The sequence below is a fragment of the Streptomyces rubellomurinus genome, assembly GCF_000961885.1.
Lineage (GTDB): Bacteria > Actinomycetota > Actinomycetes > Streptomycetales > Streptomycetaceae > Kitasatospora > Kitasatospora rubellomurina.
In genome coordinates this window covers 33050-45742 of record NZ_JZKH01000066.1, presented here as the reverse complement: position 1 = coordinate 45742, position 12693 = coordinate 33050, and the positions used below count along the sequence as shown (strand labels likewise).

The window sequence follows — 12693 nt, the reverse complement described above, 5'->3', positions numbered from 1 at the left end:
CCCCGGGACCGCCCCCGCCCGTAGCGCCCGCGCGGGCCTCACGGGCCTCACGGGCCTCACGCGCCGCCGCCGAGGCGGGGCGTGGGAGAGCGCGCCGGAAAGCCGAGAGCACCGCCTCCGGGTGGGACGGCGGTGCCGGGGAGGGGTCGAGAAGGGGGCGGGCCGGTTACTTGCTCGCGGTGGCGGCGGTGGTCGCCGTGCCGTGCCGGACGGTCTCCACGGTGGCGCCGACGCCGAAGGTGCCGAGGGCGATGGAGGCGAGGACGGCGGTGCAGGCGAGCAGGCGGCGGTGGCGCTGGGGCAGCGGGAAGCGCGGTTCCTGGTAGGGCGTCGGAGGGCTGGCGTTCATGACAGGGAGGGTTCCAGTGCGGTGTGAACGGTCGGTACGCGCGGGTGAAGTCCGGACGGGGGTTGGGCGTCGGTTGGTCGCACCCGCCCCACCCCGGCTGCGGGTGGGGCGTATGCCCAGGTCAGCGGCGGGTTCGTTGGTCGGCGAGGGCTTCGCCGACGGCGACCCGGACGGCGTCGCGCAGGCCGTGCGAGGGGTGCAGGCGGGAGGGCCCGGCGGCCGGGTCCTCGCGCAGTTCCTTCACCAGGGAGACGCACAGCAGCAGCATCACCACGACGAAGGGCAGCGCGACCAGGATGGTGGCGTTCTGCAGCGCGGTGAGCCCGCCGGCGAGCAGCAGGGCGGCGGCGACCCCGCCCATCAGCACGCCCCAGACGACGACCAGCCAGGTGCGGGGGTGGAGCGAGCCCCGGCTGGAGAGGGAGCCGAGCACGAGGGAGGCGGAGTCGGCGCTGGTGATGAAGAAGGTCATCACCAGCAGGACCGCGACGACGCTGGTGACGGAGCCGAGCGGCAGCGAGCGCAGCATCTCGAACAGCGAGGCCTCGGCGCCGCGCGGGATGGTGGCGACGAGGTCGGCGGCGCCCGTGGTGACGAGCCGGATCGCGGTGCCGCCCATGACGCAGAACCAGATGACGGTGGCTCCGCTGGGCACGAGCAGCACCCCGAGCAGGAACTGCCGGATGGTGCGGCCGCGCGAGATGCGGGCGATGAAGGTGCCGACGAAGGGCGCCCAGGAGAGCCACCAGGCCCAGTAGAAGATCGTCCAACTGCCGAGCCAGCTCTCGTCGGTGAACGCCCCGGTCTGGGTGGACATGCCGAGCAGGTCGGAGAGGTAGCCGCCGACCGTGGACGGGATCGAGTCCAGGACGAACACCGAGGGCCCGAAGAGGAAGACGAACAGCATGATCAGCGAGGCGAGCACGACGTTCGCGGTGGACAGCCACTTGACGCCCTTGTGCACGCCGGAGAAGGCGGAGAGCACGAAGGCGGCGGTGAGCGAGCCGATGATGACGAGCTGGGCGTTCTGGGTGTTGCGGACGGAGGAGATGTAGCCGAGCCCGTCCGCGACCTGGAGCGCGCCGAGGCCGAGGCTGGTCGCGGAGCCGAAGACGGTGGCGAACACGGCCAGCAGGTCGATGGCCTTCCCGGGCAGGCCGTCGGCGCCGCGCTGCCCGATCAGCGGGACGAAGGCGGCGGAGACGCGGTTGCCGCGGCCCTTGCGGAAGGTGGTGTAGGCGAGGGCGAGGCCGCCGACCGCGTAGATCGCCCAGGGGTGCAGCGTCCAGTGGAAGAGCGAGAACTCCAGGGCCTGCTGGGCGGCGGCCGCGCTCTGCGGTTCGAGGCCGGAGCCGGGCTGCGGGGCGGCGAACAGCTGGAGCGGTTCGCCGACGCCGTAGAACATCAGGCCGATGCCCATGCCGGCGCTGAACATCATGGCGACCCAGGCGAGGGTGGAGAACTCCGGTTCGTCGTCGTCGCGGCCGAGCCGGATGCGGCCGAAGCGGCTGAAGGCGAGCAGCACGGTGAGGGCGAGGAAGACGTCGGCGGCGACGGTGAACAGCCAGCCGAAGTTGTGCAGCACCCAGCCGAGCGCGGTGCTGGAGGTGCTGCCCAGGGAGTCCTCGGCGAACACGCCCCAGGCGACGACGCCGAGGACGAGCACGGCGCTGACGCCGAACACCGTCCGGTCGGTGGGGAGGGTGCCGGCGGGTTCGTCGGGCTCCTTCACGCGCTGGTCGGTCTGCGGCGGTTGGCTGCTCATCGGGTGGACCTCTCGACATGCTCGCGGGTTCAAGCGGTATGTCGCACTATGTCCAGTCCGCGCGGTGAGCGGGTGGAGGGCGCGCCGGGGGAGCCGAGGGTCGGGACCTACGTCCCGTCGGGCCTCGGCTCCGCCCGGCCGGTCAGGCCGCGCGCTCCTCGCCGGGCGCGTGCGCGCCGGCCAGGTAGTGGGAGAGCGCCCGGCGGCTGCGGGTGAGGTCCTCGATCCGGGCGTCGAGGTCGGCGAGTTCGCCGCGCAGGGTGGCGAGCAGGTCCGGGCAGGCGACCAGGGCGGGGACCGGGCCGGTGGCGCAGGGCAGGGTCTCGGCGATGACCCGGGTGGGCAGCCCGGCGGCGAGCAGGCTGCGGATCTGCCGCACCCGTACGGTGTCCTCCTCGCCGTACTCGCGGTAGCCGGCCGCGGTGCGGGCGGGCCGGAGCAGGCCCTGCTCCTCGTAGTAGCGGAGCAGCCGGGCGGATACCCCGGTCAGGCGGGCGAGTTCTCCGATGCGCATGACGGGGCGAACGCGGGCCGCGGCCGGGGTGTTCCCGGCCGCGGCCGTCCGGCGGCCCGGTCCTTCAGGATCCCGGCTTCAGGAAGTCCAGGACGACGTCGCGCAGTTGGGGCAGTGCCTCGACCATCGGCAGGTGCCCGCAGGGGAGTTCGACGTAGCGGGCGCCGGGGATGCCCGCGGCCAGCAGGCGGTGCTGGGCGGGCTGGACGAGCATGTCTTCGGCGGCGCCGACGACCGTGGCGGGCACCGCGACGGAGGCCAGCTCGGCGCGCACGTCCGTCCGGGCGGCGAGCCGGAACTGCTGCGGGAAGCCGTCCGGCTGCGGGGAGTTGAGCGCCTGCCGCAGCTCCGCCAGCCGGTCGGCGGGCAGCGCGTCCACCCAGCTGTGGCCGAAGACGACGGTGAGCATCAGGTCGGCGAGCTCGGCCGGCCGGTCGCGCAGGCGCACCATCGTCTCCGACAGTGCGCTCTGCCGGGCCGATCCGCCGGCCAGGCCCGCGACGAGCAGCAGCGAGCGGACCCGCTCCGGGTGCCGGGTGGCGATCCGGACGGCGACGGCGGCGCCCAGCGAGTAGCCGGCCACGTCGAAGTCGGTCAGGCCCTCCTCGTCGGCGGCGGCGACCAGCCGGTCGGCGTACTCGTCCAGGGTGGGCTCGCCCGGCTCGTACGGGCTGTCGCCGGAGCCGGGGTAGTCGGGGGCGACGACGGTGCGGTGGGCGGCGAGGTCGGGCAGCAGCGGGCCCCAGTTCCCGGCGGCGCTGCCGGCGGCGCCGTGCGCGAGCAGCAGGCCGGGGCCGCTGCCGCGGACGATCCGGGCGAGCGGGGCGAAACGGGTGGTGGTGGACGGCACGGGTGCTCCTCGGCGGGTGACGGGTGACGGGTGGCCGGTGACGGGTGGCCGGTGGGCCTTCCCGCCGGCACCGGGAACGCTAGGAGTTCACACCGGTGAGAAGGTCAAGCCGCGGGCCCCGCCCGGAGGCCCTGGTCACGTAGCGCGCCGGAGCGCTTACGCTGGGGTCGGGAGCGCCGTCCGGACAGTGCCGTCCGGGTGCCGCGGCGCTCCTGCGCCGGGGCGCCCCCTGTGCCCGCGTCGGCCGCGCCGGTGTCCGCGCCCCGCGCCGGGTGGCCGCCGAGGAGGTGCCCAGGCCCGTGCCCGGAAGCGTCAACGTGCCCGGAATCGTCAAGCCACTGCCCGCCGCGTGGTTCGTTCCGCACGACACCAACGCCGAGATGCGGTGGGAGGCCCTGCGCGACGCCGACGACGGGCCCGTCGTCGGCCGCCACGTCCCGGTGGAGCGGTTCTTCGTCCGCAACCACACCGGCACCCCGCTGATCGACCCGGACCGCTGGCGGCTGAGGCTGTTCGGGACCGGCCTGCGCGGCGCCCCGGCGCCCGGGCGGGCGGTCGAGTTCGGCCTCGACGACCTGCGGGCGCTGCCGTCCACCCGCCTCGGCGCGCTGATCGAGTGCGCGGGCAACGGCCGCAGCTTCTTCCACCGCCGGCAGGGGCACCGCGTCCCGGGCACGCCGTGGGCGCTCGGCGGCATCGGCTCGGCGCTGTGGCGGGGCGTCCGGCTGGCCGAGGTGCTGCGCGCGGCCGGGCTGACCGGCGGCGCGGTGGACGTGCTGCCGACCGGCCTGGACGCGGACTACGTCGTCGGCGGCACCAACTACGGCCCGGTGCGCCGCCCGCTGCCGATCGCCAAGGCGCTGGACGACGCGCTGCTCGCGTACGAGATGAACGACGAGCCGCTGACCCCCGACCACGGCGCGCCGGTGCGGCTGGTGGTGCCCGGCTGGGTCGGTGTCGCCTCGATCAAGTGGGTCGGCAGCATCGAGGTGGCCGACCACCCGCTGTACTCGCCGTGGAACACCGACTTCTACCGGATGTTCGGCCCGGGGCACCCGCCCGCCGGCGGCGCCCCGCTCACCGCCCAGGTGGTCAAGTCCGCCTTCGAACTGGCCGAGGGCGCGCGGCTGGAGGCCGGGCGCACCCACCGGCTGCACGGGCGGGCCTGGTCCGGCACGGCCCCGGTGCGCCTGGTCGAGGTGAGCGCGGACGGCGGCCGGAGCTGGCGGCCCGCCCGGCTGGACGAGCCGGCGCGGGCCGACGACTGGACGCGCTGGAGCTTCGACTGGCGCCCCGCGCGGCCCGGGCGCCACGAGCTGCGCGCCCGCGCGACGGACCGCGGGGGCGCCACCCAGCCCGAGCGGGCGCCCTTCAACCGCGAGGGCTACCTGTTCGGCGCGGTGGTGGCGCACCCGGTGACGGTGGTCTGAGGGCGGCCCGGGGGCCGGCTCAGCCGGTGGACTGGACCTCGTACGGGGCCGGGTAGTGCGTCTCGTACGGGGCCAGCACCAGCCGCACCACGTCCTCCAGGCGCCGTCTGGCGTCCCCGAGCGTGGTGCGGCCGGTCACCCAGGCCGTCAGTTCGCCCTGCCAGGCGTGCGCGACGATGTGCCGCACGAGCTCGCTGGCCGCCGCCGGCACCTCCGCGGTCACCGCCTGCAGGGCGGTGCTGTCGGCCCGGGCCATGCCCTGCAGCGCCTCGCTGGCGAAGGGGTCGGTGGAGGCGGCGACGGCGACGCGCAGCCGGGCCAGTTCGGGCTGCCGCTGGTAGGCCCGCATCCCGCCCCGGACGAACCGGACCGCCCGGTCGGTGGCGCCGAGCCCGGCGCGTGGCCCGCGCAGCTCGGCCACCAGGTCGGCCAGCAGCAGGCGGTGCCATTCGGCGATCGCGGCCGCCAGGAGGTGGTCCTTGGAGGAGAAGTAGCGGTACGCCGTCCCCAGGGCGACTCCGGACCGCTCACAGACCTGCTTCATCTGCAGCCGCTCGACTCCGATCTCGTTCACCAGGGCGAGCGCGGCCGCGATCAGATTGTCGCGGCGTTCGAGCTGACGTGGAGACATCGCCTCCACCGGCCGTGGTGACAGGTCAACCTTGGTCACCCGCACCATGATACGGGCCGGGGCCGCTCAGGAGTATGACGCCGTCCGGCCCCCTTCCGTTCGCCGGGCGGTCACCGGGGCGCGCGGGGAGGCCGGATGGAGGCCGGATGGAGGTCGGGCGACGGTCCGGCGGAGGCCGGACGGAGATCGGGCGGAGGTCGGACGAAGGTGAGGCGGAGTTCAGGCGGAGGTCATCGGGGGTCGTCGCCGCCCCGCTCGGCCCGCCGACGGCGCGGCCGCTGCTGCAGTTCGCGGATCAGCGCCTCCTGGACGGCGGAGGCGACCAGCCGGCCCTCCCGGTCGTAGAACTCGCCGAGCGCCAGGCCCCGGCCGTCCGAGGAGGACGGGCTGCGCTGGGCGAACAGCAGCCACTCGTCGGCCCGGAACGGGCGGTGGAACCACATCGCGTGGTCCAGCGAGGCCATCATCAGCCGGGGCGGCTCGGTGCGCTGGAGGAAGTTCGGCTGCTGGTGCAGCCCGGCGGTGGAGGCCAGCGTGAGGTCGGACAGGTAGGTGAGCGCGCAGACGTGCAGCAGCGGGTCGCCGCTGGGCAGCGGGGAGGCGATGCGCAGCCAGACGAACTGCTGCGGCATGCCGGGCACGGCCGGCGGCACGCCCGGGGCGTCGGCCGGGACGAAGCGCAGGTCGAGGTCGCGGAAGCCGTCCATGGCGACCTCGGGGCCGCTGCCGGCGGTCGGGGCGGGCTGCTGCGCGCCCCAGTGCGAGAAGGAGTCCGGCAGGCTCTCCGGGGCGGGCAGCAGGGGCATCTCGCGGTGCCGGTCGTGGCTCGGCTCGGCGCTCTTGAAGGAGGCGGAGAGGGTGAAGATCGCCGCGCCGCGCTGGAGCGCGGTGACGCGCCGGGTGGTGTAGGAGAAGCCCTCGCGGATGCGCTCGACCTCGTACCGGATCGGCCTGGTGGGGTCGCCGGGGAGCAGGAAGTAGCCGTGCAGGGAGTGCACGGCGCGGTCCGGGGCGCAGGTGCGGCCGGCGGCGGTGAGCGCCTGCGCGGCGACCTGGCCGCCGAAGGCGCGCATCGGGGCACCGGCGTGGCAGTGTCCCCGGAACGTGTTCTCGTCCAGCTGCTCGATCTCCAGCAGGCCGGCGAAGGATCCGGTGGTCCGGACGGTGCTGATGTCCTGTTCGGTCAGGTCGGTCACGCGCCCATAGTGGCAGAGACGGCGGTGCCGCGGTGTGACCTGGGTAACGCGGGCGGGGGCGGGAGGGTCGGTAGAACCTGTTCCAGTCGGGCGCCCGGTGGAGGGATTGTCGGACCCATCACCTAGCGTGCTCGGCATGACGCAATCCGCACACGCGTACGCCTACCTGCGTCCGTCGGCCGTCCTGGACGGCGCCGGCGGCCGGCGGCTCGACCTGGCCACCTCCGGCGGCGCCACCCCGCTCGGCACGGCGGCCAACCCGCGCTTCTTCGCGGGCTTCCTGGCCGACCCGGCGCCCGCCGCCGCCGCGCTGCTCGCGGTCGCGGACGTCGCCGCCGCCCGCTACCACCAGCCGCGGCGGCGCGCCTCGCTCGACCCGGTGGTCACCGCCAACGGGGACCGGCTGCGCTTCGAGTCCTTCTCCGGGTGCTGCGGCGTCTACGCCCGGCTCGACGTGCTCGCGGCCGGGCTGGACGGCGGCGAGATCGGTCACGGCACCACCAACGTCGACGTCAACGACCCGCTGCGGGAGGCGCTGACCAGGATCGGCCCGGCCGATCCGCTGCACCTCGCGGTCGGGCCCGACGCGCTGGAGGTCACCGGCCTCGACGGGCGGCTGGTGGAGAAGAAGGTGCCGCTGCCGGAGCGCTGGCTGCGCGGCTTCGCCGAGACCCAGGTGGTCGCCGCCGGGTTCGACCTGCGCGCCGAACTGCCCGCCGCCGAGGCCGTCCGCTTCCTGCGCGCCCTGCCGCGCTCCGGCCGCGGCGCCACCGGCTGGGTCGTCCCCGCCGGGCGGACGCTGCGGCCGACCACCCGCCCGGTGCCCGGCGCGGTCTGCCTGCCCGGGCCGGAACGGCTGGTCGCCCTGCAGCGGGTGCTGCGGCACGCGCTCGCCCTGCGGGTGTACGGGCCGCCGGCCGCGGCGGCACCGGCCGCCTCCGCCTGGGAGGTGGCGCTGCCCGGCATGCGGCTCACCCTGACGCTGTCTCCGGACGCCTCCCGCGGCTTCTCCGGCGAGGGCGGCGTGCTCACCGCGCTCGCCGGGAGCACCGTCGAGCAGGACGCCGAACTGGTCGCGGCGCTGCTCGCCTGGGAGCCGCGGATCGAGACCGGCGAACTCGCCGAGCAGGCCGGGATCGGCGCCGAACGGGTCCGCGCCGCGCTCACCCGGCTCGGCACCGCCGGGCAGATCGGCTACGACACCGCCGAGGCCGCCCACTTCCACCGGCAGCTCCCGTACGATGCCGGGCGCGCCGAGGCGGCCAACCCCCGGCTGCGGGGCGCCCGGGCGCTGGTCGCGGCCGGTGCGGTGCGGTTCGAGGAGGGCGGCGCCACGGCCGTCGTCACGGTCGGCGACCACCTCCAGAGGGTGCGCACGGACGCGGCGGGGCGGGCGGGCTGCACCTGCCTGTGGTGGGCCAAGTACCGGGGCGGGCGCGGGCCGTGCAAGCACGTGCTGGCGGTCGCGATGGTGCGGGAGGCGGCGGGGTCGGCGGGTCTGGCGGGGTCGTCGGGTCCGGCGGGGTCGGAGGTGCGGGGATGCGCGGGGCGACGGCGGCGGGCGTGACGGAGGCGACGGCGGCGGTGACGGCGGCGGAGAGGGCGGAGGCGATGGTGACGGAGACGGCGCAGGGGACGGAGGCCGGGGCGGTGACGGCCGAGGAGCGGGTCGAGCGGCTGCTGGCGGCCGTCCGCGGCGGGCGGGCGTCCCGAATACCCGCGCTGGTCGACGCGATGGACCGCGCGCAGCGGCGCACGGCCCTGCCCGCCCTCAAGGCGCTGCGCAAGGACCTGCGCGACGACTGGTCGAAGGACGGGCTCGCCACCCGGCACGCCCTGATGCTGGCCGGAGCCGGCTGCCACCCCGGCCCGGCCGGGGCCGCCACCTGGCTGGCCGGCAGCGACTTCACCCCCCGCGACTGGGCGTGCAGCCCCGAAACGGCCCGGCTGTTCGAGGCCCAGCCGGCCGACTGGCAGGTCGAGGTCGTCACCCGGCTGGCCGACCGGCCCGACCGGACCCGGGGCTGGTGGCCGTACTACCGGCTGGCCGCGGCCGTCCTGCGGCGCACCGGCCGCCCGGTGCCGCGCAGCGAGACCTTCGTGCGCGCCTGGTTCAGCCAGGCGTTCACCGACTCCGGGCCGCGGCCGCCGCTCGCCGAACGGCTGCGGGCCCACCCCTTCACCCCGGCGCTGCTCCCGCTGGTCCTCGAACTCGTCGACGTCTCGTACGAGTTGACCAGGCGGCTCAGCCCCCGCCCCGGAGACTGCTGGACCGAGGCGATCGCCGAACTGGCCGCCGCCGGCGACGTGGACCGCTCCGACCTGGTCGACCGCTGCCTGGCCCGGCTGCTGCGCGGCGGCATGGCGGCCGACCAGCGGGCCTTCCTGGAGCTGCTGCGCGCCCTCGCCCCCACGCCCGAGGAGTACGCGGCGCGGCTGCGCGACCTCGTGGCCCTCCTGGACGGGCTGTCAGTGGTCGCCGGACACGCCCAGGAGGTGCTGGCCGGGCTCGACGACGCCGGGCTGATCGAGCCCGAGGTGCTGTTCGAGGCCTCGGCGGTGGTGCTGTTCCGCACCGAGAAGAAACTCGTCCGGGCCCAACTGCGCTGGCTGGAACGGGCCGCCCGGCGCTCGCCCGAGCGGGCCGGCCCGGTGGCGCTCGCCGCCGCCGACGCCTTCGGGCACCCCGACCCGGGCGTGCAGGAACGCGCGCTCAACGTCGTCGCCCGGCAACTCGCGGCCGCCGGCCCGGCGGTGCTGCCCGACCTGCGGCAGGCCGCCGAACTGCTGAACCCCGTGCACCACCCGCGCGCCGGCGAACTGTTCGGCGCGCCGGTCGGCGACGGCGCCCCGGCGGCGGACGCGGACGAACTGCTGCCGCCCGTCCCCGCACCGCGGCCGCTCGGGGCGCCGATCGACTCGGCGGCCGAACTCGCCGAGGAGCTGTCCGCGCTGCTCGCCGCCGAACTGCCCGGCGTCGCCGCCTTCGAACGGGTGCTGGACGGCCTCGTCCGGCACGCCCACCGGGACCGGGCCGGGCTGCTCGCCGCGCTCGAACCCGTCCGGCGGGTCCACCCCTGGCACGGCGGCGCCCGGTGGGCCGACTGCACGCCCGGCGACGTGCTGTACGTCGTCGCCGCGCTCGCCGGCGAGACACCGCCGCGCCGGCTGTGGGACACCCTGCACGGCGCGGGCGGCTCCCCGCTGCGCACCCCGCGCGGCACCGTGTACGGCAACGCGCTCGCCGCCCGGCTCGAGGAGGCCGCCTGGCAGGTCACCGCGACCCGCCCGCCGTACCTGCTCGCCACCCCGACCGACGCCACCGGCGCCCTCGCGCCCCGCGTGCTGGTCGAGCGGCTGGCCGGCTACGAGGAGGCGGGCGTGGCGCCCGGGCCGGCCGACCTGTCGGCGGCCCTGCTGCGGGTCGGGCCGCCGGCCCGCGGCGACGCCGTGGACGAGGAGGTGCTGAGCGCCGCCGAGGCGCTGGCCTCGCCCGCCGGGCGGTGGCTCGCGCACTGGCTGCGCACCGGCGGGCTGCCCGCCCAGCCGTCCGAACGCGTCCTCTTCGCGCCCGGCCGGGGCTCCCGGCACGGCCACCACTACGGCGAGCGCTGGTGGGAGGACGTCCGGCGCACGGTCGTCGCCCAGCCCGGCCTCGGCGCCGCGCCGAAGGGCTCGGCCGTCGAACACCTCGCTCCGGAGTTCCGGGACCTGCTCGCCGCCACCGAGCCCAGCGTGGCCCGGGCCCGCCGGGCCTTCGACTGGTCCTGGCTGCCGATCCGCCCGACGCACTGGGCCGCGATGCTCCCCTGGCACCGGGAGGAGCTCGCCGCCCGCTGGCTCGACCACTTCGCCGGGGGCGCCGACCGGGACGAGCGCGGCCCCGGCCGGCTGCTGCCGCTGCTCGCCGAGTCCGGCGGCCCGGCCGGGCTCGCCCTGCACCTGGCCCTCGCCTACGGGCTCGGCGCCCGGCACGCCGAGGACCGCACCGGCGCCGTCGACGCCCTGCTGGTGCTCGCCGCCCGCGGCCAGCTGGACGCCGAACTGCTCGGCCGCGAACTCGGCGAACTCACCGCCTGGGGCACCGTCAAGGCCGGCCGGCTGGCGGCGGCCCTCGCCCTGGCGGCCGGGACCGGCGCGCACCGCACGACGTGGTCGGTGCTCCGGGCCGCCCTGCCCGGCCTGCTCGGCGCGGCCGAACCGGCCACCCGGGGCCTCGGCGACCTGCTCGCCGTCGCCGCCGACTGCGCCCGCCGCACCGGCGCGCGCGGGCCGGTCGCCGAGGTGACGGCGCTCGCGGAGCGCACCGGCTCCGCCCGGGCGGTCAAGGAGGCGAGGACGCTGCGCGATCTCCTCGCCATGTGATCCGGGGCAGACGGCTGACAGATAACAGATAACAGGTAACAGATGACAACTTTCAGCGAACAACTTTCAGATAACAGAGTTTGAAATCTGTTCGCTGAACTCCGTCGGCTGTCCGCCGCCGGCCGCCGACGCCGCGTCCACCCGCGTTCCCACCGGAGCGTCACCGACCGCCTCACCTCTCGCCTCGCCGCCCGCCTCGCCGCCCGCCTCACCGCCCGCGTCGCCGACCGCGTCGAACCGGGCGGCCGAGACGGCGCGCCACCACGGGTGCAGCGGCGGTGGGTCGGCGGGCTCGAAGGGCTTGCCGGGGCGGGGCACCGCGAGGCGGGCGCCGAGGGCCCGGGCGGCGGCGACCACGCGCTCGGCGGGCTCCTCCCACGGGTGCAGCGCCAGGTTGAAGGTGCACCAGTGGATCGGCAGCATCAGCCGCCCGCCCAGGTCGAGGTGCGCCCGCACGCCCTCCTCGGGCGTCATGTGCACCTCCGGCCAGAAGTCGCTGTACGCGCCGACCTGCATCATCGTCGCGTCGAACGGCCCGAGCCGGCGGCCGGTCTCGGCGAAGCCGGGGAAGTACCCGGTGTCCCCGCTGTGGAAGATCCGGTGCCCGCCGCCGCTCACCACCCAGGACGCCCACAGGAACAGCGCGCTGGTGCGCGGGCCGCGGCTGCAGTAGTGCCGGGCCGGGGTGGCGGTGAGGGTGAGCCCGGCGACCTCCGCCGACTCCCACCAGTCCAGTTCGACGATCCGCCCGGCCGGGACCCCCCAGTGCTCCAGGTGCGCCCCCACGCCCAGCGGCACGGCGAACACCGCGTCGGTGCCGATCAGCGCGCGGATGGTCGCCATGTCGAGGTGGTCGTAGTGGTCGTGGGAGACCACCACCACGTCCACCGGCCCGAGTTCGGACAGCGGCAGCGGCACCGGGTGCAGCCGCTTGGGCCCGGTCCAGGAGAACGGGGAGCAGCGCTCGCCCCAGACCGGGTCGAGCAGGACGCGCCGCCCGCCGATCTCGGCGAGCACGGTGGCGTGGCCGAGCCAGGTGAGCCGCAGTCCGGACTCCGGGGGCGCGGCGAGGTCGGCCGGGAGCAGCCGGTGCACGGGCACGGCGGCGGCCGGGAAGCGGCGGGTCTTGTCCCCGGTGAGCTGGGCGCGGGTGATCTCCAGCGGGCTGCGCTCGTAGACCAGGCGGCGGGTCGGCAGCGGGTTGCGGAACGCGCCGTCGGTGTACTGCGGCGAGCGGCGGATGCGGGCCAGCCGTTCGCCCCGGGGCTCGGCCCCGAAGGCCTCGGTCCGGACGCGGTGCCAGGCCGCGCGGGGCAGCCCGGCCAGACCCGGGACGGCGCGGTCGGCGGCGGGGCCGGCGGACGGCGGGGCGAGCTGGGCGGACAGACCGGCGAGGCGGGAGAACCACGGGGCGGGGCGGGGCACGGCTCCTCCAGGGACGGTCACGGCTACCGGGCATGCCGGGGCGCGCACCGCAGGGGCCGCAGGGCCTGCTGCGGTGCGACAACCATCTCGTCGGAGGTTACTCGCCGTGGGCCGTTCGGACCCGGTGGGAAGCCGGCCGCGGGCCGAACGGCGTACCCGGGGGCAGCC

At 76.4% G+C, this 12693-nt stretch carries 10 protein-coding genes; 3 read left to right on the top strand and 7 right to left on the bottom strand.

All coding sequences use genetic code 11. From position 1 onward, the window contains the following. Positions 1 to 166 precede the first annotated feature (166 nt). The 4 genes from VM95_RS41860 to VM95_RS26815 form a co-directional block, all read right to left on the bottom strand. Positions 167 to 349 carry a hypothetical protein gene (locus tag VM95_RS41860; protein ID WP_045701233.1) on the bottom strand — a complete coding sequence of 61 codons (183 nt, stop codon included), beginning with the start codon at positions 347 to 349 and terminating at the stop codon, positions 167 to 169. A gap of 121 nt (positions 350 to 470) precedes the next feature. Then, complete coding sequence (locus tag VM95_RS26825; RefSeq protein WP_107073108.1) at positions 471 to 2114, bottom strand: BCCT family transporter; 1644 nt, start codon at positions 2112 to 2114, stop codon at positions 471 to 473. A 142-nt stretch (positions 2115 to 2256) separates the two neighbouring features. Then, a complete protein-coding gene (locus VM95_RS26820) occupies positions 2257 to 2628 on the bottom strand; it encodes a MerR family transcriptional regulator (RefSeq protein ID WP_045701231.1) in 372 nt (123 codons plus the stop codon). 64 nt (positions 2629 to 2692) lie between these two features. Further along, a complete protein-coding gene (locus VM95_RS26815) occupies positions 2693 to 3478 on the bottom strand; it encodes an alpha/beta fold hydrolase (RefSeq protein WP_045701229.1) in 786 nt (261 codons plus the stop codon). Positions 3479 to 3639: 161 nt separating this feature from the next. Here VM95_RS26815 and VM95_RS26810 point away from each other — a divergent pair, with 161 nt between their 5' ends. Beyond that, positions 3640 to 4908 carry a sulfite oxidase gene (locus VM95_RS26810; RefSeq protein WP_425265360.1) on the top strand — a complete coding sequence of 423 codons (1269 nt, stop codon included), beginning with the start codon at positions 3640 to 3642 and terminating at the stop codon, positions 4906 to 4908. A 19-nt stretch (positions 4909 to 4927) separates the two neighbouring features. On the opposite strand, the gene VM95_RS26805 is transcribed toward VM95_RS26810, so the two are convergent. Together VM95_RS26805 and VM95_RS26800 are read right to left on the bottom strand one after the other, a co-directional pair. Beyond that, a complete protein-coding gene (locus VM95_RS26805; protein WP_045701262.1) occupies positions 4928 to 5578 on the bottom strand; it encodes a TetR/AcrR family transcriptional regulator in 651 nt (216 codons plus the stop codon). A 191-nt stretch (positions 5579 to 5769) separates the two neighbouring features. After that, positions 5770 to 6735 carry an acyl-CoA thioesterase gene (locus VM95_RS26800; RefSeq protein ID WP_244178958.1) on the bottom strand — a complete coding sequence of 322 codons (966 nt, stop codon included), beginning with the start codon at positions 6733 to 6735 and terminating at the stop codon, positions 5770 to 5772. 136 nt (positions 6736 to 6871) lie between these two features. Here VM95_RS26800 and VM95_RS26795 point away from each other — a divergent pair, with 136 nt between their 5' ends. After that, positions 6872 to 8302 carry an SWIM zinc finger family protein gene (locus tag VM95_RS26795; protein WP_107073107.1) on the top strand — a complete coding sequence of 477 codons (1431 nt, stop codon included), beginning with the start codon at positions 6872 to 6874 and terminating at the stop codon, positions 8300 to 8302. After that, on the top strand, positions 8275 to 11100 hold the full coding sequence (locus VM95_RS41855) for a DUF7824 domain-containing protein (RefSeq protein ID WP_107073106.1): 2826 nt from the start codon (positions 8275 to 8277) through the stop codon (positions 11098 to 11100). Before VM95_RS26795 ends, VM95_RS41855 begins: the two co-directional genes overlap by 28 nt. Before the next feature lie 66 nt (positions 11101 to 11166). Here VM95_RS41855 and VM95_RS26785 read toward each other — a convergent pair whose 3' ends face one another. Then, a complete protein-coding gene (locus tag VM95_RS26785; protein WP_052707602.1) occupies positions 11167 to 12426 on the bottom strand; it encodes an MBL fold metallo-hydrolase in 1260 nt (419 codons plus the stop codon). Positions 12427 to 12693: the final 267 nt, after the last annotated feature.